General features: G+C 61.0%; 19 protein-coding genes and 1 riboswitch. Of the genes, 1 reads left to right on the top strand and 18 read right to left on the bottom strand.

Annotation, left to right across the window (positions count from 1 at the left end; genetic code table 11):
• Positions 1-111: 111 nt before the first annotated feature.
• The 12 genes from I2E45_RS07455 to I2E45_RS07400 form a co-directional block, all read right to left on the bottom strand.
• Complete coding sequence (locus tag I2E45_RS07455) at positions 112-1,395, bottom strand: aspartate aminotransferase family protein (protein ID WP_195445363.1); 1,284 nt, start codon at positions 1,393-1,395, stop codon at positions 112-114.
• A 69-nt stretch (positions 1,396-1,464) separates the two neighbouring features.
• Positions 1,465-2,445, bottom strand: a complete 981-nt coding sequence (argB, locus tag I2E45_RS07450) for an acetylglutamate kinase (protein WP_195445361.1) — start codon at positions 2,443-2,445, stop codon at positions 1,465-1,467.
• Positions 2,446-2,526: 81 nt separating this feature from the next.
• Positions 2,527-3,795: a bifunctional glutamate N-acetyltransferase/amino-acid acetyltransferase ArgJ gene (gene argJ, locus I2E45_RS07445; RefSeq protein WP_195445359.1), complete on the bottom strand. Its 1,269-nt coding sequence runs from the start codon at positions 3,793-3,795 to the stop codon at positions 2,527-2,529.
• A gap of 134 nt (positions 3,796-3,929) precedes the next feature.
• Positions 3,930-5,000, bottom strand: a complete 1,071-nt coding sequence (gene argC / locus I2E45_RS07440) for an N-acetyl-gamma-glutamyl-phosphate reductase (protein WP_195445357.1) — start codon at positions 4,998-5,000, stop codon at positions 3,930-3,932.
• A 257-nt stretch (positions 5,001-5,257) separates the two neighbouring features.
• Positions 5,258-5,668 carry a pyridoxamine 5'-phosphate oxidase family protein gene (locus tag I2E45_RS07435; protein ID WP_195445355.1) on the bottom strand — a complete coding sequence of 137 codons (411 nt, stop codon included), beginning with the start codon at positions 5,666-5,668 and terminating at the stop codon, positions 5,258-5,260.
• A gap of 44 nt (positions 5,669-5,712) precedes the next feature.
• Positions 5,713-6,159: a pyridoxamine 5'-phosphate oxidase family protein gene (locus I2E45_RS07430; RefSeq protein ID WP_118272931.1), complete on the bottom strand. Its 447-nt coding sequence runs from the start codon at positions 6,157-6,159 to the stop codon at positions 5,713-5,715.
• Positions 6,160-6,189: 30 nt separating this feature from the next.
• Entirely contained in the window at positions 6,190-6,990 is an 801-nt protein-coding gene (locus I2E45_RS07425) for an energy-coupling factor transporter transmembrane component T family protein (protein WP_195445353.1), read from the bottom strand.
• Positions 6,990-8,894 carry an energy-coupling factor transporter ATPase gene (locus tag I2E45_RS07420; protein WP_195445352.1) on the bottom strand — a complete coding sequence of 635 codons (1,905 nt, stop codon included), beginning with the start codon at positions 8,892-8,894 and terminating at the stop codon, positions 6,990-6,992. The genes I2E45_RS07425 and I2E45_RS07420 overlap by 1 nt, the downstream gene beginning before the upstream one ends.
• Entirely contained in the window at positions 8,891-9,481 is a 591-nt protein-coding gene (locus I2E45_RS07415) for an ECF transporter S component (protein WP_040358991.1), read from the bottom strand. Before I2E45_RS07415 ends, I2E45_RS07420 begins: the two co-directional genes overlap by 4 nt.
• 5 nt (positions 9,482-9,486) lie before the next feature.
• Positions 9,487-9,679: riboswitch (FMN riboswitch) on the bottom strand.
• Positions 9,680-10,050: 371 nt separating this feature from the next.
• Positions 10,051-11,688 carry a chaperonin GroEL gene (gene groL / locus I2E45_RS07410; RefSeq protein WP_006234938.1) on the bottom strand — a complete coding sequence of 546 codons (1,638 nt, stop codon included), beginning with the start codon at positions 11,686-11,688 and terminating at the stop codon, positions 10,051-10,053.
• A 96-nt stretch (positions 11,689-11,784) separates the two neighbouring features.
• Positions 11,785-12,078, bottom strand: a complete 294-nt coding sequence (groES, locus tag I2E45_RS07405; RefSeq protein ID WP_040358989.1) for a co-chaperone GroES — start codon at positions 12,076-12,078, stop codon at positions 11,785-11,787.
• Positions 12,079-12,996: 918 nt separating this feature from the next.
• Entirely contained in the window at positions 12,997-14,640 is a 1,644-nt protein-coding gene (locus tag I2E45_RS07400) for an amidohydrolase (protein ID WP_229058881.1), read from the bottom strand.
• A gap of 162 nt (positions 14,641-14,802) precedes the next feature.
• Here I2E45_RS07400 and I2E45_RS07395 point away from each other — a divergent pair, with 162 nt between their 5' ends.
• Positions 14,803-16,266, top strand: coding sequence for a M20 family metallopeptidase (locus tag I2E45_RS07395; RefSeq protein WP_195445350.1), 1,464 nt, complete (start codon positions 14,803-14,805; stop codon positions 16,264-16,266).
• A 365-nt stretch (positions 16,267-16,631) separates the two neighbouring features.
• On the opposite strand, the gene I2E45_RS07390 is transcribed toward I2E45_RS07395, so the two are convergent.
• The 6 genes from I2E45_RS07390 to I2E45_RS07365 all read right to left on the bottom strand — a co-directional run bounded on the left by I2E45_RS07390 (position 16,632) and on the right by I2E45_RS07365 (position 21,496).
• The gene (locus I2E45_RS07390) at positions 16,632-17,654 is read right to left on the bottom strand and encodes a zinc-ribbon domain-containing protein (protein ID WP_195445348.1); all 1,023 of its coding nucleotides are present in this window, start codon (positions 17,652-17,654) and stop codon (positions 16,632-16,634) included.
• Positions 17,655-17,803: 149 nt separating this feature from the next.
• Complete coding sequence (locus I2E45_RS07385; RefSeq protein ID WP_117821081.1) at positions 17,804-18,826, bottom strand: YitT family protein; 1,023 nt, start codon at positions 18,824-18,826, stop codon at positions 17,804-17,806.
• A 209-nt stretch (positions 18,827-19,035) separates the two neighbouring features.
• Positions 19,036-19,563 (bottom strand): Asp23/Gls24 family envelope stress response protein, encoded by a 528-nt coding sequence (locus I2E45_RS07380; RefSeq protein WP_195445347.1) that lies wholly within the window; start codon positions 19,561-19,563, stop codon positions 19,036-19,038.
• A 44-nt stretch (positions 19,564-19,607) separates the two neighbouring features.
• Positions 19,608-19,985: a DUF2273 domain-containing protein gene (locus I2E45_RS07375; protein ID WP_233540326.1), complete on the bottom strand. Its 378-nt coding sequence runs from the start codon at positions 19,983-19,985 to the stop codon at positions 19,608-19,610.
• A complete protein-coding gene (locus tag I2E45_RS07370) occupies positions 19,978-20,523 on the bottom strand; it encodes an Asp23/Gls24 family envelope stress response protein (RefSeq protein ID WP_195445345.1) in 546 nt (181 codons plus the stop codon). Before I2E45_RS07370 ends, I2E45_RS07375 begins: the two co-directional genes overlap by 8 nt.
• A gap of 166 nt (positions 20,524-20,689) precedes the next feature.
• Positions 20,690-21,496, bottom strand: coding sequence for a YebC/PmpR family DNA-binding transcriptional regulator (locus I2E45_RS07365; RefSeq protein ID WP_006234926.1), 807 nt, complete (start codon positions 21,494-21,496; stop codon positions 20,690-20,692).
• Positions 21,497-21,602: the final 106 nt, after the last annotated feature.

The following is a 21,602-nucleotide window of genomic DNA, read 5'->3' as shown; positions in this document are numbered from 1 at the left end:
GTCTCAAGAAGGAGTAACATCGGGACTTGCAGCGACGGACCTCAGGACACTCTTACACCACGTCTGCGCGCGCGACCCGGGACCCGGTCCAAATTGAGTTATTGCGCCGTGTTAGGCCAAAACGTCCGACAAAATCTCGATCAGGTTGTCCACGTCGGCTTCCTCGCAGACGAGTGGCGGCAGGAAACGCAGCGTATGGGCACCCGTAGCGTTGATTACGGCACCGGCGGCCAGCGCGCGGGCAACAACATCATGCGCGTCGCCCGCGGCATCATCCAAATCACAGCCGAGCATCAAGCCGCGACCACGTACCTCGGTCACGTGCGGCAGCTTGGCGAGCTTTGCCTCCATATAGGCACCCACCTTGGCAGCATGGTCGGCATAATCGCCGCGCACAAGCGCGGAGAGCGTCGCGGCGCACGCCGCGACGGCCAAGCAGCTACCGCCAAAGGTCGAGCCGTGGTCGCCTGGCTTAAACACGTCGGCAATCTCCTTCTTTGCCACGACGGCACCCATGGGCACGCCATCGGCAATGCCCTTGGCAAGGCTCATGATGTCGGGCTCCACACCATAGGTTTGGAATGCAAACGGCTTGCCGGAGCGGAAGATGCCGCACTGGACCTCGTCGGCGATAAGCACGGCTCCCACTTCGTGTGCCAGGTCGCGCGCTGCCGCCATAAACTCCTCGGTCATGGGGTGCACACCACTCTCACCCTGGATCGGCTCGAGCATCACGGCACAAATCTCGCTCCCCAGCTGCTTAAAGATCGCACGCAGCTCGTCCACATCGTTGGGCGTGCAGGCCACAAAGCCACCCGGCAGCGGACGGAAGCTGTCCTGCAGCCAATCCTGCATGGTGGCGGCAATGGTCTCGAGCGTACGGCCGTGGAAGCCGCCGCGCATGCACACGATGGTGTTGCCGCCATTACCGGCACGCTTGGCGTACAGGCGCGCGAGCTTCATCGAGCCCTCGTTGGCCTCGGCGCCAGAGTTGGCAAAGAAGGTCTCCCAAACCTGCTCATCCGCAGCCGGGGCACCAAGAGCAGCTGCCGTGGTCTCATCGCCGGCGGCAATGGCATCGGCAAGCACGCGCGCACCATCTACGTCGTCGTTAGCAAGCTTGGACAGCAGCGCCGCGACCTGTCCACGCTGCTCGATGTAGAAGTAATTGGAAACATGCATGAGCTTTTTGGTCTGTGCCTCGAGCGCCGAGAGCACAGCCAGGTTGCCATGACCTAGGCTGCACACGCCGATGCCGGCAAGAAAGTCGAGGTACTCACGGCCATCGTCGCCGGTGAGCTTCATGCCGTGACCCTCGACAAACTCGACCGGAGAGCGGCCAAAGGTATGCATAACGTAATGGGATTCAAGCGATTGCTGAGCTGCAAGTGACATGGGATGCCTTTCGTTGGGCGCCAGACGGCGCGGGGCTATGGGTGCAGGAATGGGGCGGCTGCGGGTCAGCTAGACCGTCTGAAGCTTCTCGACCTCGTCAAGGTTTTCGGTCAGACGCGCAGCAAACGTCGAAAGCGGATGCGGATGCGTATCGAACTCGTAAGCCGTCTCGGTGGAATGGATCACGGTGCCGACGCCGGCATCGGTCAGCAGCTCCAGGAGCAGCGAATGCGGCGTAGTACCGTTAATGATGTGGGCACGAAATACGCCGCCGGTAAGCGCATCGACGGCCGCGCGCAGCTTGGGAATCATGCCCTTATCGACCTCGCCGCCGTAGAGCATTTCGTTAACCTCGTCGAGCGTTAGGTTGGAGATAAGCGAGTCCTTGTCGCTAAAGTCCCTGTACAGGCCATCGACATCGGTCAAAAAGATCGCCTTATGCGCGTGGAGCTCCGCGGCAACGGCACCGGCGGCGGTGTCGGCGTTGATGTTGAAGAAACCGCTGTCCTCCCCCGCCGCGACGGTAGCGATGACGGGGATGTACTCGCTATCGAGTAAGCGCTCGATATAGTCGGTGTTGACGTGCGTCACTTTGCCCACGCGACCGAGCTCGGGGTCGAGCGGCTCGGCGATGAGCGTGCCGGCATCGCTGCCCGACACGCCCACGGCCAGGTTGCCGTGGTGGTTGATGGCAGCAACCAGCTCCTGGTTAACCTTGCCGCCCAGCACCTCGCGCACGATATCCATAGTCGCCGGCGTGGTCACGCGCTGGCCGTTCTTAAACTCGACGGGAATATCGTAATGGCTCAGCGCCTCGTTGATAGCCTTGCCGCCGCCGTGCACGATGACGGGGCGCATACCGATGATCTTGAGCAAAACGATGTCGCTCATCACGTCGCGGCGCAGCTGCTCATCAACCATGGCGGCTCCGCCATATTTGATAACAACCGTCTTGCCGGTCAGGTTCTTAATCCACGGCAGCGCTTCGAACAGCAGCTGCGCGGTTGCTTCGTTGGATTCGCTCGAACGACAATCGCGTGCGAATTTCATAATCTGCCTCGTCTTTCGTATCGTTATCGCGCCGTGCTCCGCTGTCCGCAATCGCGGCAAGATGCGCAGCGTGCCCGGAATCTAGGAACGGTAGTCGCCGTTGATGGAGATGTACTCATGCGTGAGGTCGCAGGTCCACACGGTCGTTGCCGCGTCGCCTGCGCCCAGGTCGGCCGAGATCACGATCTCGGGCGCCTCGAAACGTCGTAGAGCCTCGTCCTCATCAAAGGGAACAGTCAGACCGTCGCGACAGACAGGCATGCCCATCATGTCGATGGAAACGTCTTCCTGATTAAACTTCACGCCGCACTTGCCAAGCGCCATAGCAACACGGCCCCAGTTGCAGTCGTGGCCGGCGATGCAGGTCTTAACGAGCGGCGAGTTGGCAACGGCACGGGCGGCGATATCGGCTTCCTCGTCGTTCACGGCGCCGGTAACGTTGACCGTAACAAGCTTGGATGCGCCCTCACCATCGGCGGCGATATTGCGCGCCAGGCTCTCGCACACCTCGTGCACGGCAAATGCCAACTCGCCAAAGGCATCGGAGCCCTCGACGATAGGCTCGGCATCTGCGGCAGCGGCGCCGGAGGCAAGCATGATGCAGGTGTCGTTGGTCGAGGTGTCGGAATCGACCGTTACCTTGTTAAAGGTCTGCTTGACGGTCGAGAGCAGCAGGGCATGAAGTGCCGCAGGCTCGACGGGGGCATCGGTAGTAATGACCGCGATCATGGTGGCCATATTGGGCATGATCATGCCCGAGCCCTTGCACATTCCGCCTACCGTATAGACATTGCCCGCATGACCCGCAGCCTCGCTGACATAGGACACGGCGTACTCCTTGGAGTGCGTGTCAGTCGTCATGATGGCGCGAGCGGCATCGGCGCCACCGTGGGCGGAGAGCGCCTCGTAGGCAGCAGGAATGGCGGTCTCAAACGTGTCGATCGGCAGAATCTGGCCAATCACGCCCGTGGAGGCAACCAGAATCTGCTGGGGCTCGCAGCCGATGACCTGCGATGCGATGCTGCACGTCTCGCGCGCGCATGCAAGGCCGGTCTCACCCGTGGCGGCGTTGGCATTGCCAGAGTTGACCGAAACGCCGGCGATGATACCGTAACCCTTGTCGGCACCGCCCAGGTTGGCACGGCTCACTTGCACGGGCGCCGCGCAAAAGCGATTGGTAGTAAACACGCCGGCACCGGGACAGGGTTTATCGGGCACGACGAGCGCGTAATCCAGACGCTCGGGATTCTTGCGGAATCCGGCATGGATTCCCGCCGCCTTAAAGCCGGCTGCCGCCGTTACGCCGCCCTCTACGGCACGAATTTTGATATCGAACTGCTCAGCATTCATCGTCTTTATGACTCCTTATGTCAAACAAAAAACGGACATCGGTTGGTGCGCCATGCCAGTCGTGATCATGAGACCAGCTTAAGAGTGGCGCCCCACTCGATGCCCGACTACCAAATCGTTAACAATCGAATGTGCTACACCGGGCACGCCACTGTGGGCAAGCCTCGTCGCTCGTCAAAGCCAAAGACGATATTGGCGCACTGGACCGCTTGGCCCGCAGCGCCCTTGCACAGATTGTCGATGGCGCCCGTCGCCACCAGCACGCCCGCGCGCTTGTTGAACGCAAGGCCAATCTGGGCGGCGTTGGTGCCGACGACCGAAGCCGTCTTGGGCTGCTGGCCGGCATCGAGCACGCGCACAAAGGTGCGTCCAGCGTAAAACTGCTTGTAATAGTCGACGACATCCTCAAGAGCCAGGGAGTCGATGGCCTGCGGCGCAAGCGGCATCGTCACCGTGGAAAGCAGGCCGCGCTTGAGCGGTGCCAAGTGTGGAGTAAAGACGACGCGGTCGGTCAGGCCCAGGATCTGCTCGATCTCGGGCGTATGGCGATGTTTGCCTACGCCATAGGCTTCCAGGTTCTCGTCCGCGCTGCAAAAGTGGGTGCGGGCGTTGCAGGACTTACCGGCGCCCGTCACGCCGCTAATGGCATCGACAATCACGGGGCCGTTCTCTGCCACCCAGCCCGCACGCACGGCAGGAGCGGCAGCAAGGCTCGTTGCGGTGGGATAGCAGCCGGCGCAGGCGACCAAAACGGGCTTTCCGGCGGCATGGCTGGAAGCAGCGGTCTCCAAGTCCTGGCAGAACAGCTCGGGCAGGCCGAAGGCACGTGTCTTGAGTAGCTCGGGGCTCGTGTGCTCGGCGGCATACCAGGCCTCAAAGGTGGCCGGATCGCTCAGGCGATAGTCGGCCGAGAGGTCAATGCAGGAGACTCCCGCGGCAAGCAGGGCGGGCACCTGAGCCATGGCCGCGGTATGCGGCACGGCCAAGAAGACGGCGTCGCAGGATTTAAGCTCGGGGGCGTCATGCGTGGTGAAAACCAGATCGCTCACGCCAGCAAAGCTCGGATACACCGCGAACAGCGGCTGGCCGGCATCGGCGTTGGACGTAATGGCAACAAGTTCAAACTCGGGATGGCCGAGCACGAGGCGAATAAGCTCGGCGCCGGCATATCCAGCCGCGCCGACGATTCCAACCTTCAAAGACATATCAGACTCCTTGTCTGCGATTTATGCACCGATGCGCATTTCGCAGCGGTCGTTATGAAGTGGGTTGAAACTTTAGCACCAAAAGATGCATGAACACGTAAATGGCTTGCATATTCATGCATTGAAACATTCCCGACACATTCGCTTGAAGGAATTGACAAATGGAGCGGGCCCCGTATTGACCGGCGCTCCTAACGGCGCCGGGCAATACGGGGCCCGCCCATGCGAAAACCAAGTTGTTAGGATGAGCCAGCTGGCTAGAGCTCGACCGGCACCCATTCGTCGTGATTGCAGATAAAAGCCTCGGGATCCTCGACGCTAAAGAAGACGAGCGTGGGGTCGTTAGGCCCCTCATAGTGCTCGCCCAGGCGCTCTAGATGCTTCCACCCGGCTTCGCGCATTTCGTCTAAAGCCCGGTCATCCAAGCCGGCACGCCCGCGCAAGATGAGCCAGCCATGGCCCGGCCACCAACTCGTGGCCTCAAAGCGCTGATTTTGCAGCAGCTCCTGCCACACATCTTTGGTGCGCGCCGTTGCAAACCACAGTTTGCCGTCCTGAATCTGTGCAAACGAGAACGGACGCACATGTGGCTGCCCGTCCACGCTCGTCGCCAGATACCACGCCGGCACCGACGTCAGGTACTCCAGCACCGTATTCAATCCGTTCACGTTTCCTCCTGTACTAGCTAGTTTGGGAGCCTGGTTTGCGCGAGCTAGAGCTCCAGGCGCTCTTCGCTGCCGTCGATATCGCAGAACCGCGCGGCAATGTTGCGGACCGAAAAGAAAGCAAGGCGGCCATCGTTGGCACTCTCGTGTTCCTCGCCAATGCCCACCATGTGCTTAAAGCCTGCTTGACGCACCTTGTCGCTCGCAACTGCGTCGTCCTCAAGTGCGGCCTCGCCGGTCAACACGATCCAACACTCCCCCGGCTTCCAGCCCGAGAGCTCAAACTTGGGATTCGCACTCAGCTCCGCCCACACATCCTTGTCGCGCGATGTGCAAAACCACAGCTTACCGTCATCGACCATAGCAAACGAAAACGGCCTCACGCGAGGCTGATGCCCGTCGCTTGCATCGGTCGTGGCCAGATACCACGCCGGAATGCGCCTGAGATACGAACAGGCGCGCTCAAGCTGAGCTGTGCGGTCGTTGTCGGTCATAGGGACCCCTTTCCTGCGCTCGAATCGCGCCTAAACAAGTTGAAGATTGATGACGATAACGCAGATGAGCAGCAGCGTCGTCACCACCGCAGCCAGCGCGTCCCCGCGGCGAAATGCAAGCGCATGCAGGCGCGTGCGGCCCTGCTCGCCGTGATAGCAGCGTGCATCCATGGCAGCAGACAGCGTCTCGGCATGGCGGAACACGCCGGTGAACAGCGGGATCGCCACACTGCCGAGCATGCGTACGCCACCGAGCGGACCGCCCGTTACGCGCGCTCCGCGACTTGCCTGCGCATCGGCCGTCTGTTTCATCTCTGTGGCGAACTGCGGCATAAAGCGCAACGCGATACCCATGATCATGCCGAGCTCGTGCGCAGGAAGTCCCACACGCGCAAACGGCGCGAGCAGGCGCTCAAAGCCCGCGGTGAGGTCGAGCGTCGGCGTGGTGAGTGTAATGGCGCTCATGCCGGCCATCATCAACGTCAGGCGGCACGCCATAAAGGCGGCAGAACGCAGTGAGCCCTCGCTTATCTGCAGAAAGCCGAGCTGCCACAGGATGCGCCCACTCTGATCGGTAAACAAGTTGAGCACCGCGACCACGACGACGATTGCCAGCAGCGGCGCCATCGATGATAGGACCCGGCGCAACGGCACCCGGGCCATGGAATAGACCAGCACGACGAAAATTGCGACAGGGGCCAGTCCACGGAAGCCGCCGACGGTCAGCGTTGTGATTAAAAACACAAAGCCCAGGAGCAGCTTGGTGCGCGGATCCAGGCGGTGGATCACACTATCGCCGGGATAGTAGCTGCCAAACGAAAACGCCTCCATTAGCAGCCCTCCTCTCGCGCGGACGCACTGGAATCGGCCCGATGCGAAGCGCCCGAAGGACCATCCGCACAACCGAGCAGCAAGTCTGACAGTTCGACTGCCAACGACTCAACCGTATAGAGGCCGTCAAAGCGCAGCGGCACGCCCGCCTTCGCAAGCGCCAGCGCCATGCGCTGGGCAGCGGGAACACCCAAGCCGATCGACTTGAGCTCATCCGCATGCGCAAACACCTGAGCGGGCGTGCCCTCGGCAAACACCGCACCTTTGTTCATTACGACGATACGGTCGCAGCAATTGGCCAGGTCATCCATGCTGTGCGAAACCATGACGACGGTCAGGCCATCGCGGTGAAGTCGATCGATGAGCTCCAAGAAATCACCGCGCGCCGCCGGATCGAGCCCCGCCATGGGCTCATCGAGTACCAGGACCTCGGGCTCCATGGCAAGCACACCAGCAAACGCCACGCGCCGCTGCTGCCCGCCCGAAAGTTCAAAGGGGCTCTTGTCGCCCACCGTGGCCAGGTCGAGGCCTACGCGCGCGAGCGATGACGCAACGCGGCGGGCAACCTCGGCCTGTGACAAGCCAAGGTTATGCGGACCAAATGCCACGTCCTGTGCCACGGTCTCGGCAAACAGCTGACGCTCTGGATACTGAAACACCACGCCGACCTTTGCCTTAACCGCGGCGGCATCTTTCTTGCTTGAAAGGTCGAGCCCCAGCGCATAAACAGAACCCTCCTGGGGACGAATCAGGCCGTTGAGATGCTGAACCAGCGTCGATTTACCCGAACCGGTATGGCCCGCAAGGCCCAGGAACTCGCCACGACACACCGTTAGCGACACATCACGCAACGCCCAAGGGCTGCTAGGGTCGTTGCCCCAGAGGGTCTGCTTGTTCGATGCGCCCTCGACGGCTGAACGCTTGTGCCAACGGCGACGCTCGCGGGCGCTCAGCGAATAGCTATACGAAAGGTGCGAAATCTCGATGACGGGCTCTGACGCGTTGTCCTCATTGTCTGCCGGAACAGCGCCGTCAGCGATTTCCGACTGGGATGCGGAAGACTGCCCCGCGGTGCCCGCCTCACTTCGCTCGGTATAGGCCTGCGCAACCTCGGCAACCATATCCGCCTCGCGCACCTGCGCGTGAACGGGCACGCCCTTCGCACGAAGCGCCCTGCCAAGACAGCACGATGCCGGCATATCCAGGTTCAGCCGCGCGAGTTCGTCCGCCTGCGTCAAGATTTCATCGGGCGTGCCCAACATGGCAACGCGCCCCGCCCGAAACACCGCGACTCGATCGGCCTCGGCGGCCTCTTCCATAAAGTGCGTAATCATCACGATGGTCATGCCGCGTTCGTGCAGCGCGTGACAGGCCTTCATAAGGCCCTTGCGCCCGCGCGGATCGAGCATCGAGGACGCCTCGTCCAAAATGAGCACGCGCGGCTCCATGGCGAGCACGCCGGCAAGCGCCACGCGCTGCTTTTGTCCGCCCGAGAGAGCGTGGGTCTCGTGGCGCTCAAAGCCCACCAGACCCACGGCCTTCAGCGCCTCGCGCACGCGCTGCGCGATCTGGGCCGATTCGACCCCTAAGTTCTCGGGACCAAACGCAACATCGTCCTCGACAAGCGTCGCCACAAGCTGGTCGTCGGGATTCTGGAACACCATGCCCGCAGTCGAGCGGATATCGTAAACCAGCTCGGGATCGGACGCGTCCATGCCGTTGACGCACACCGTTCCCGTATCGGGCTGCAGCAGCGCGTTCAAATGCTTGGCAAACGTCGACTTGCCCGACCCGTTTCCGCCGAGGATGCAGAAAAACTCGCCATCCTCGATGTTCAGATCGATGCCATCGAGCGCCAGTGCAGCACCGTCATAGCTAAAGGAAACGCCCCGACACTCAATCATGCGCGGCCTTTGACCTGGTCCTTTTTAGGCGTGATGAGGTTGGAGACTGCCTTATACACCGCCAGCGTCAACACCGAGTTGAGCACGGTCTTGATGAGGTTAAACGGTAAAACGGCGGGAAGCATGAGCGGCAGAATCACATCGGCCGAGCCATACCAGAACCAAACGCCAATGGTCAGATTCGCAACCATAGAAAGCGCCGTAGCGGCAATAACGCCCAGCGCCAGACCAATCACGGCGCCCTTGTAGGTGTGCATCTTTTGGTAGACGATCGCCGCGGGCAGAATATAGCCCAGCGTAGCCACCAGGTTCATAAGCGCACCGACCCAATCGCCCGTGGTAAGCGCATGGATAACGATCGCCATGGCGGCAACAGCGGTGCCGGCACCAGGGCCGTACGCAAACCCGCACACCATCGCCGGCACCAGCGACGGGTCGTAGGTCAAAAACGGCGCCGAAGGAAGGATAGGCAGCTGCACGTACATAAACAGGGCGCCCAAGGCGCACATCAACGCCATGGTAACGAGCTGTTTGGTGCTCCACCTATTCGTGTTCTCAAAATGGATATGCTGCGACTGTTCAGACATAAGATCACCTGCCTCTTTCATCCGGACTCTAACCGTTGGTACTGGAATCTCACCAGTTCGGCCGGCATGCGAACCAACGCACACACGGGTCGCGGACTCATCGGCTCGGTCACAGACATCTCGCCTGCGCCACGGCGTCCCTTTGACACCGCCCGATTTACCGCCAGTGGGGAATTTCACCCCGCCCTGAAACAGCAATTGCAAGTGTAGCACGGGCAGGTTTTCGCGCAAGTATGCCAAGGGTAATTTATGGCGGGGACCAGTTGCCGCAACAGCCACATTCCCCACCCATCCCAAAGTAACGCGCCTTTCGCGGCAAAGCCGCGAAACAGCGACCGGGACACGTATCCCCATCAGCCACGATCTCCGCCCACGCCGACCTCAAGGCCGTAAACGCAGGGAATCCGGGGGCGTGACGGGGGCTTCTCTCCGGAACATTCCGCAGGACGCAAAGAGGCTCCGCAGCGCGAAGCGCGATGCGGAGCCTCTTTGCATGTCCGAGGACGTTCCGGAGAGAAACCCCCGTCCCGCCCCCGGATTCCCGGTGGGAGTTCTAGACCTTGTCGGCCTTAGTACATACCGCCGCCCTGCTGACCAGCGGTGGCAGCAGCGATAGCATCCTCAAGCTGAGTGTTCTTGGGCACATCGGAGACGGTGGCCTCGGTGATAAGGATCAGGCTGGCGACAGAAGCAGCATTCTGCAGGGTGACGCGGCTGACCTTGACGGGGTCGAGGACGCCCATCTCAATCATGTCGCCCCACTCGCCGTTGGCAGAGTTGAGACCCTGGCCGGCGGGCAGCTCGGCAACCTTGTCGACCACGACGGCGCCCTCAAAGCCAGCGTTCTTGGCGATGGTAGCGACCGGAGCGGTCAGAGCCTTCTTGACGATATCGACGCCGATCTTCTCCTCGGGGTCGTCGATCTCAACAGCGTCGAGCGCAGGAGCAGCGTCCATGAAGGCGACGCCGCCGCCGGCGACGATGCCCTCCTCGACAGCAGCGCGGGTAGCCTGCAGGGCGTCCTCGACGCGGTGCTTGATCTCCTTGAGCTCGGACTCGGTAGCAGCGCCGACCTTGATGACGGCAACGCCACCGGAGAGCTTGGCCAGGCGCTCCTGGAGCTTCTCGCGGTCGAAGTCAGAGGTGGTGTTCTCCATCTCGCCCTTGATCTGAGCGATGCGGGCGTCGATGGCCTCCTTAGAGCCAGCGCCGCCGACGACGACGGTGTTGTCCTTGGAGATGGTGACGGACTTAGCGGTACCGAGCATATCGGCGGTGATGTCAGCGACCTTCACGCCCAGCTCGTCCAGAGCAGCCTGACCACCGGTGAGAACGGCGATGTCCTCGAGGATGCGCTTGCGGCGATCGCCGTAGCCCGGAGCCTTGACGGCGCAGACGTTGAGGGCGCCGCGGATCTTGTTGAGGACGAGGGTGGGCAGGGCCTCGCCGTCGATGTCCTCAGCGATGATGAGCAGGCCACGGCCGGCGCGCTGGACAGCCTCGAGAACGGGCATGATGTCCTGAACGCTGGAGATCTTCTGGTCGGTGATGAGGATGTACGGATCCTTCATCACGGCCTCCATGCGGTCGTTATCCGTGACGAAGTAAGCGGAGACATAGCCCTTGTCGAACTGCATGCCCTCGACGGTGTCGATGGTGATGTCGAACGTCTGGGAATCCTCGACGGTGATGACGCCGTCCTTGCCCACGACCTCCATGGCCTCGGCGATCTTCTCGCCGACCTCGGGGTCACCGGCAGAGATGGTACCGACGGAAGCAATCTGCTCCTTGGTCTCGACCGGCTTGGCCTGCTTCTTCATCTCGGCGACGGCGGCGTTGACGGCCTTGTCGATGCCGCGACGGATGGCCAGCGGGTTGGCGCCAGCGGCGACGTTGCGCAAGCCGTCGTTGACGATGGCCTGGGCGAGCAGGGTTGCGGTGGTGGTGCCGTCACCCACGGTGTCGTTGGTCTTGGTGGCGACCTCCTTCACCAGCTGAGCGCCCATGTTCTCGATGTTGTCCTCGAGCTCGATCTCCTTAGCGACGGAAACGCCGTCGTTGGTGATGGTCGGGGCACCGAACGTGCGCTGCAGCGCAACGTAGCGACCCTTGGGGCCCATGGTAACGGTAACGGCGTCGGCCAGAGTGTTGACGCCCTTGGCAAGCTTAGCGCGGGCATCGGTGTTGAACGTAATGTTCTTTGCCATGGTAGGTAATCCTCCAAAAGAAATGTGACTCGCGTCGCCGCTTCCGAGTCTTATACGGCGGACGCGTTCAAAGACGAATCAGAGATTCTGACGAGACTAGGCCTCGACGACGGCGTAGATGTCGTCGGCGCGCATCAGCAGATACTTCTCGCCGTCGACCTTGACCTCGTTGCCACCGAACTTACCGTAGATGACAACGTCGCCGACCTGAACGTCCATGGGGATGCGCTCGCCCTTGTCGTTGACCTTACCGGCGCCAACGGCAACGATGGTGCCGCGCTGCGGCTTCTCCTGAGCGTTGCTGGCGATGTACAGACCAGAAGCGGTCTTCTGCTCGGCCTCGTCGGGCTTGACCAGAACACGATCTGCAAGCGGCTTCAAAGACGACATGCTTGTCTCCTCCTTTTTGGGCCGCGCGGTTATACCACGCGAATTAACCCTTTTTGTTTGCGTACGCGTTGAATGGTACCCACGAATGGCGGGTTATACAACACGGAGTCAAAAAATCTTATTTTTTGGCACTTAGATTTTCTGAATGCCGGGGGATAACTTAGCGGTGGCTCCCGTGTGGCTCCGGAGGGGCGGGGCATAAGGTTTCCTGCTCGGGCAGTCCTGCTCGCACGAAGGCCACATTAAGTGGCCTTCGGCTCGTGCGGAACTCGCGATAAACCTTATGCCCCGCCCCTCCGGAGCCACACGGGAGGCAGGTTAACTAATTCGAGCCCGGCATTCAGAAAAGTCAGTGCAGCAAAATGGCGATGCGGATAGCGACATGGGCATGGTTTTCGTTGCGTGCACGGGTCCCCTGGGGAGCACTGTGCATTTTTGGGAGTATTCAGCAAGCCAGGACGGCTGCATACACGCCGGACACACCATATTGGTCCCAAGGACGCCTTCGACCGGCGATTTGAGTCGGCAGGCAAACCCCGCCAGGACAAAAAGGCATGCTTCGCGCCGTACCGGAGCCCAAAATGACGTCAATCTCCGCAACGTTACTCAGCCGCAGCGGCACCGGCAGAGCTCGCGGTGCTGAATACTCCGTTTTTTGCACGGCACGGGCGGGGGTACATCAGGATCAGGAAGGACATCCCAGCCTTTTTATGCAATCTGTAATGGGAAGTATGCAAAACACCAAGAGATAGCATTGCTGGTGTCCAAATTGAGCGCGGGGCAGCAGCACCTCCGCCCCGCACCCAAATCCAACAGAGCAGGGACGCTCATGGCGGATCCCCACCAAAACGCAAACGCGGCTCGAGCGCTATCCCAAAAAGGCTGCCCGAGCCGCGCTTAACGGTACGGCATGAATACTTAGCGCTCGTAAATCAAGTTACCTGCCAGGTAGGTGGTCTGAACCTTGGTAGCCTGGAGCTCTTGGGGGTCGATGGTGAGCGGGTTTTGGTCCAGGACTACCAGGTCGGCATACTTGCCGGGCTCCAAGCTGCCGAGGTTTTGCTCGTCGCCCGCTGCATAAGCGCTACCCAGGGTGTAGTTGCGCAGGGCCGTTGCCGCATCGATGCGCTCGCTCGGTAACCAGCCGCCCTCGGGCCAGTGGCTTTTGGGGTCCTGGCGCGTGATAGCCGTGTAGAGCACGTTCATGCTGGTAACAGCTGTGATAGGGCTGTCGGTACCGAAGGCTTGGCGAATGCCGCGCTGCTTATAGGTCGCAAACGGCCACATGATGCGGCTGCGCTCCAGGCCCAGATCGCGCTCCGGTCCACCCGGGTCGAGTGTAATGTGACAGGGCTGGCTCGAAGCAACCACGTTGAGCTTGCGCAAGCGATCGATGTCCTTGGGCAGGAGGTTCTCCAGGTGCTCGAGCGTGTTATGGCCGTGCTGGGGCAGGCCGTACAGGTCGGCCGCTTCCTCGAAGATATCCAGCGCGGCATGAATCGCACCGTCGCCGATGACGTGAATACGCACAGTGTGGCCACGCTCCGCAGCCGCCAGAACCAGCTTGCGCATGCGCTCGGCAGGAACCGTCAGGCGACCTTGATCGCCCGGGAAGCGCGGGTTGGTATAGGGCTCGGTGAGATATGCCGTGTGTTCGCTCGACACGCCGTCGAAGAACTGCTTAAAACCAGGCGCCGAGAGCAGCACATTGTTCGCGTAACGTGCCTGCAGCTCTTCCAAGCGCGACTGGTCATCCAGCAGCGTGGGGAACAGATGGGCTCGGATGCCCAACTTGCCGGCTGCCTGCAGTTTGTCGTAGACGTCGTCGCGGATAAAATCGCAGCCCGGCATGGGCATGAGCGACATATCGCATATCGAGGTGATGCCCTGCTCGGCCATACGCCTCATTTGATCGGCGTAAGCGCTTGCAATGCGATCCTCCCCCAGCCACTCAAGGCAGCGCGGCAGCAGCTGCATGGCAGCCGCCTCGTGAGCAATGCCCGTGAGTTCGCCGTTTGCGTCCTTGTCGTAGCTGCCGCCCGCCGGCGGCTCGCTGTCGCGTGTGACGCCGAGCGCATCGAGTGCGCGGCTGTTGAGCCACAGCGTGTGCCCGTCGCCCGAGTACATAACGCAGGGACGATCGGGGAATGCCGCATCGAGCGACGCCTTGGTAGGATGCTCGGGCGGGTCCCAACGGTAGTCGCGCCAGCCCTGCGTCACAACCCAAGCGTCGTCGGGCAGGTCCTGGGAAAACTCGAGCGCATGTTGCACCAGCGCCGCCTCGGACGTGCCCATATCCATGAGCATGTACGGCGAGGAACCGACCGAGGTATGGAAGAAGTGCAGATGAGCGTCATGGAAACCGGGGCAGACAAACTGCTCGCCGTAGTCGAGAACCGGCGTGGCGGCAGGCGCGGCGGCGATCACGTCATCGGGCGCACCGACTGCGACGATACGGTCGCCTGCGATGGCAATCGCCAGCTCGCGGGTGGTATCGATGCCGTCTTGCGCGGTAAAGACGTTCTTGGAGCGGATAATCCGATCGATATGTTGCATGGGCATCCCCATCTCTGGCAGGAAATTCAACACCCCCGAGTGTACTCCCCCGCCCTTGTAACAAAACCCCAAGCGGCAAACGGCAACTTTACCAGCCCTAGCGGCAGGTGGCATACTGGAGAGAGCCTGTACGATTTTGCGATCAACCCAGCAAGGAGCAAATCGACCATGACGAAGACCAAGGCACAGCAGATTATGGCGGCGACCGAGGCTCGCGCGGCTGACGACGTCACCGCGGCCATCCAAGATATCGCTACCGAGTTTGAACCATATATCATCAAGCAGCGCCGGCACTTCCATAAGCACCCGGAGCTGAGCCTCGCCGAGGAGCGCACGACCTCCGACATCGCCAACCAGCTCGACGCCATGAATATCCCCTACGAGCGTCCGCTCAAGACGGGCCTTGTGGCGACCCTTCGCGGCACCGCGCCCGACGCCTATCGCGAGGACGGCACGCCACGCCGCCGCATCCTGCTGCGCGCCGACATCGACGCCCTGCCCGTCACCGAACAGACCGGCGAGGAGTTCGCCAGCGTCAACGAGGGCTGCATGCACGCCTGCGGTCACGACTGCCATATCGCCATGATGCTCGGCACGCTGCAGATTCTGCGCCACATGACCGATGACATCCACGGCGAGATTCGCATCGTATTCCAGCCCAGCGAGGAAAACGGCCAGGGCGCCAAACTCATGATTGGCACGGGTGTGCTCGACGGCGTCGACGGCGCCTACGCCGCGCACATCTGGAGCGAGGTCGACGCCGGCACCGTAAGCTGCGAGCCCGGCCCACGCATGGCAAACACCGACTGGTTCCGCATCGACGTTCGCGGCACCTCGTGCCATGGCGCCATGCCCCAGCGCGGCCACGACGCCGTTATGGTTGCCGCCGAGATTGTCAACGCCCTGCAGACCATCGTCTCGCGCGAGATTAGCCCCTACGAACCCGCCGTCATCACCGTCGGCGAGCTGCACGGCGGCACCGCGCGCAACGTTATCGCCGGCACGGCGTACCTCGCCGGCACGGTGCGCACCTATGGCGACAAGACGCATGAGGAAATGCCGGAGCTCATGCGCCGCATCGTGGAGCATACCGCGGCAGCTCTGGGCGCCGAGGCAGAGCTCACCGACTACACCATCGCCAACTACAAGGTCGAAAACGACGCCGCCTCGAGCGAGCGCTGCCGTCAGGCTGTAATCAAGTGCCTGGGCCCCACCGGCCAAGGCCATTATCGCGGCACGCTTTCGGGCGAGGATTTTTCGGAGTACCTGCGTCGCGTACCGGGCGTGCTCGCCTTTGTAGGTACGCGCAACCCCAAGATTGGCGCCACGTACGCCCAACATTCCTGCTTCTACAAGATCGACGAGACCGTGCTGGCAAAGGGCTCCATGGTGGCCGCCCAGTATGCTATCGACTTTTTGGCCGAGCCCACGCAAGAGGAGCTCGACGGCCCCGCGATTACCGCGGTCGCCGAAACCAACCCCGATCTGGCCGCCAAGTTGCGCTCTGCCAAGGCGACGACTGCAGAGGCTCGCGACGCCATCCATGATGCCCGAACGGCTCGCCATGCCGCGATCAAGGGCATCCACGACGCACGCGCTGCTGCACGCCGTGAGGAGAAGCACGACGAGTAATCGATTCGCTGGCATCTCGCAGTCATAGCCACATCGCGATGTCAAAGCGGGGGCGGACGTTTCGACACGTCCGCCCCCGCTCATTCTTCAAGCGCTATTTCTACTATTTCTACCCCGTCCCCAAATGGCAGACGGCATGGCTACTCGTCCTGAGGTTCCTCGTCGGAGCTTGGCTCGGACGCCGACTCAGGTGCAGGTGCCGGCTCAGGCTCAGGCTCAGGCTCAGGCGCAGGCTCGGTCGCGGGAGCGGGTGCAGGTGCCGGCGAAGCATCCGGAGCGCTGTAACCCGAAGCAGCGGACTTCTTCTCGAAGGGCAATGCAAAAGTCAGGACGTCGTCCTTATCCTCATCGGCCCATTCGCTTGCTTAGCGTGCGACCCAATAGCCAACGGCACGGTGCTTGAGCATCTTGCCAAAGACCGTAAGAAATACGGTGACGAAAGCAACCAGCACCAGGAACAGCACGAGCGTGACGCCACCGCCGGTAACAATTGCCTCAATACCCGTAGGACGATAGTAGTAGCTATACATACCGACAGAGGCAATGGCGCCAAAGACGACCGTCAAGATCCATGTGACAACATTGGCGACCAGGCCCGTCAAAAACTCGGGAAGGAACGAAGCGCAGAACAGCTTGGTCTTGTTGTGCTTAAAGGCCGCCCAGACCTTATCGAGCGAAAACGCGCTCTCGACGCGACCGGTCACCGCAAAGTGCATCACGGCGATGTCGGCGAACATCTTAAAGAAGACACCCAGAATCGCCGAGGCAATCAGCGCCAGGACAAGCAGGCCGAGCGAACCGAACAGCGCAGCCTCGAGCGCATAGGAGCCATAGTAGGAGTACGAGCCTGCGGCACCAAGCGCCACGCCCTCCACCAGCGAAAGCACTACACCGATAACGGGAATGGCAGCGATAACCTCGAGCACGATCGAAATAACGCTCGAAAAGACTCCGAGACCAAACGACGTGGAACGCATGAGCGGACGGTCCATGCCGTCATCGACCTTGAGCGACAGATCACGGCCCCACTCGATACCAAAGCCGGAACCGCACACGCTCGCAATGCAAGCTGCCAAAAAGCCGATGGCAGCTGCAATGCCGCCAATAACGGGAATAAACAACACGAGCACCGACACAACGCAAATCAGCGCCGGCAAAAACGCGATTTGGCATACACGCTGAAGCACGCCCGGAGTCTTAGTCATATCTTGGAACGCCTGAGCCACACAGCCCTTTGGCGCATTCGCCACGGGCGGTTGCGGAACAAACTGCTGGGGCTGAGGCTGTCCCTGGGGAGCGGGGCCAGCGGCACCGGCATTAGGAGCACCACACACGCCGCAGAACTTGTCGTTATCGCCCATGGGGGCGCCACACTGCGAGCAGAACATAGAATCATCCCTTCGTATCTTGAACAAATCACTTGGATCGCAAACGATGTCTTTAGCATCATTATTGCCCAATGTGGGGTCAAATACTCAAAGATGACCGATTTGCAAGATACACGGCGCCAGCAGGCGGTTCGTTGAATACGTCTGTGCTAGTTCGTTCCGCGGAAGCCCTTGCCGACAATCTCGGAGCTGTCGACGATCGTGATAAAGGCACCCGGATCGACCTCGCGCGCATAACGGCGCAGCTGCACGGCCTCGCGACGGCTCAGCACGCTCATGATCACCGTCACGCACTTGCCCGAGAAGGCACCGTAGCCGCGGCTGATGGTCGCCGTGCGGTTGAGATGCTTGACGATAAACTCCTCGACCTTAAGGGGTTCGGAGCAAATGACCGTGCAGACCTTACGAAGATGGATGCTCTCGATGGCCTTGTCGACCACAAGCGTCTTGGCAAACAGGCCGAGCACGCAATACAGACCGACACGCGGGCCATACAAAAAGGCCGCGATGGTCACGATACCGATATCGACCAGCAGCAGGGCGCGGCCAATCTCGAGCGTGGTGCGGCGCTTGAGGATCATGGCAAGAATGTCCGTGCCACCCGTCGAGGCGCCGATGTCAAAGACAATAGCGCTGCCGAGCGCCGGCAAGATGACGGCAAAGCACAGGTCGAGCCACATATCGCCCGTCATCGAGACATCGGTCGGAATAAAGAGCTCAAACAGCGAAACATAGGCGGACAGCGCAAACGAGGCGAAGACACTCCAAAGAATCGCCTTGCGTTCCAAAAAGATAAAGCCCAAAACGACGAGAACCGCGTTGATAATCCACATAAAGACGCCGACGGGCAGGGTCGGGAACAGCGTGGACAGAATGACCGACACGCCCGAGGTGCCGCCAAAAGCAAAGTGATTAGGGGTTTTAAACGCAACGATGGCAAAGGCCGTAAGAATCAGGCCCAGATTGAGCTCGGCAAAAAAGCGCGGGAAGCCCGGCTCCTGGCTGCGCTTTTGGCCGGCACGCTCGCCGCGCTCGATATCGGTGCGATCAACCACGCGCTCCATCGGCACTACGGGAGGACGATGCACCTCTTCGGCAGCACGCGATGCCGCCTCTGCCGCGGCGGCCTCAATCGCCCATGCCTTGCTTTCTGTTTCGTGCTCGTCAGCCATTACGGCAACCCCTCGTTAACAATTTGGAAACAATGCGCCCATTAGGGTAACGCGGAACGCGACGATTGCAACCCCTAGTTAGACGAGCGGTATGCCTACATCGGGGGGGCATACAAATAACGGCCGGCCACGCTTTTGCTTGCGCGGTCGGCCGTTTAACGTTTTCGCAGATAAAACCTGCCAAAACAAACCTGTCCCTTTTTGGAAGGTTATTCGTGCTGGCTGGTGCGGTGCTCGTACTCCTCGGGGGTGATGACGTCCTCGATACGCAGGTTGACGCCCGCCACCTCAAGGCCGGTCATCGCGGCAAGGCGCTCGGTGACACGTGCCTTGACATCGTCGAAGATCGCGGGCGCATAGGCACCGTACTCGATAATGACGGAGATGTTGACGACCACGCGATTGTCATCGGTGACCTCGACCGTCACGCCCTTGGTCAGATTCTCGGCACCAAACTGCTCCTGCACAAAGTGCATAAGGTTACCCTTCATGCCCAGAACGTGCGGCACCTCGCGGGTGGTCATGGCGACAATCTTCTCGATCACGCCGTTGGAATAGGTCAGCGAGTCCTCGGACTCGTCCGCCTCCTCGTCCATCTCCTCGTTGTCCTCGCCCGCATCGGACTCGGCCTCGACGAGCGCCTCGTCCTCGAGCGTTACGTCCTCCGCCTCGGCGGCGACGGTCTCGTCTGCCTCGAGCTCGGTATCGGCTACATCGACCTTCGTATTAAAAGCCATGGTTCCTCCTTATGCCTGCCGCGGATGCGACAGTCGAATACATATTAGCGACCGCTAAACAGACGGCCGAAGAAGTTGACGATCCCGTTTTCGCCGTCGCGAATTTGGCCGATCACGGCGCCGATCAGCACGAAGAATGCAATGACGAGCGTGTCCCACAGGCCCAACGTGAGCACCAACACGGCGAGGATAAAGCCAGCGACGGCGCCAAGCGTGGTGTTGGGATGACGCACGGCATAGCTCCAGATGGCAGCGCCCGTACCCTTGATGAGACCCATAGCCTCGTCAAAATCCGCGGCTGCCGCGTCTTGTAACTCGGTTGCCTCTGCTTTGGAATCAACAGGTTCGTTCGCCGGCGTGGCGCTCTGGTCAATCGTCAGGCGCGGCGTACGAGCGGTCTTGTCTTGATTGGTATCACTCACCGGAAACCTCCACGGTCTGGACGGTAGTCTTGGACGGCAAAAAACGAACGCGTGCGGTCGTGCCCGGCGTGCCAAGCATGGTGTCGCAAGCTTCCTCGATGCGCCGCTGCATCGCAGTAGCCAGAGATGCCACGTCCTTATCGTCAAGCGCGATAGCCTCGACCTTAAATCGGACGTGCGAATCGTCGGAGCCTTGGACGCGGGCCTCGACATGCTCGACCATCACGCGATCGTCGCGCTCTGCCGCAGTGCGAGCGCACGAAGAAAGCGCCGCGAGCGTGACCTCGATATTGCGCTCCCCCGCCGGATGCACACAGGACGGCTCGCGACGAGCAAACATCAGGCGGAAGAAGCTTACCAGCACGCCGATCGCCACAACTCCGCCGCATGCCGTCACGACAATGCGCGGCATGGGGTCGCGCATCAGCAGCATAAAGCGATACGTATACGGCCCCCAAAACTGGCAGACAAGCGTACCCAGCGCCACGATGGCGGCGGCAAGATACACAATCGCTAGGGCTCGTTTGAGTACGCGCACGTGGCGCTCCCTTCAAATCTCGGCACTCGAAATACAAAACGGTTCGCATCATTATAAAAGAGCCGGGTCCGGTGCTCTACGCACGCGGATCCGGCTCATCTATTCCACGAGGCTTGCATGCTCGCTTCATTATGCCCAGATATGCACGGCTTAACCCGTGCGGGCGCTACTCCTCCTCGAGGGCAGCGATGACCTCGTCGGTCATGTCCATGGTGCTGTAAACATCCTGGACGTCGTCGAGCTCCTCAAGACGGTCGATGAGGCGCTGAACCTTCTTGGCGTCGGCGCCGGAGACCTCGGTCGGGGTGGTCGGGACCATGGTGGTCTCGGAGCCCTTGACCTGGACGCCCTGCTCCTCGAGCGCCTTGGAGACAGCCATGACCTCGTTAGCAGTAGTCCAGACGATCCACTCCTCGCCGGCATCCTCGTAGTCCTCGCCACCGGCCTCGGCGATGGCCATCATGAACTCATCCTCGTCACCGGCAGCACCGTTGGCGATCATGGTCTCCTTCTTGGCGTTCTCGTCCAGGATCTCCTTGGCAACAACGATCTGGCCCTTGCGCTCAAACTGGAAGGCGACGGAGCCGGAGGTGCCCAGGTTGCCACCAGCGTGGGAGAAGGCGGAACGGACATCAGCGGCGGTGCGGTTGCGGTTGTCGGTCAGGCAGTCAACGTAGACGGCGACACCGGCGGGGCCGTAGCCCTCGTACACGATGTTCTCGTAGACGGCAGCGTCGGCACCCGAACCAAAAGCCTTGTCGATAGCGGACTTGATCTTGTCCTTGGGCATGGACTGAGCCTTGGCCTTGGCAACGGCAGCGGCGAGGCTGGCGTTGTTCTCGGGCAGCGGGTCACCGCCGAGACGGGCAGCAACGGTGATGTTGCGGCTCAGCTTGGAGAAGAGGGCGGAACGCTTGGCGTCCTGCGCGCCCTTACGATGCTTGGTTGTGGCCCACTTAGAGTGTCCGGACATACGTGTCTCCTATCGGTTTCGACCTAAAGCCCAGCGCAGATGCTCGGGCAATATAAACAAACGTCGTTATGATATACCTACTGGCCTGCGAGATAAACCCCAAAAT

Source organism: Collinsella aerofaciens, assembly GCF_015555045.1.
GTDB classification, from domain to species: Bacteria; Actinomycetota; Coriobacteriia; order Coriobacteriales; family Coriobacteriaceae; genus Collinsella; species Collinsella aerofaciens_W.
Note: the sequence above shows the minus strand (reverse complement) of the source record. Positions and strands in the feature narration are given on the sequence as shown.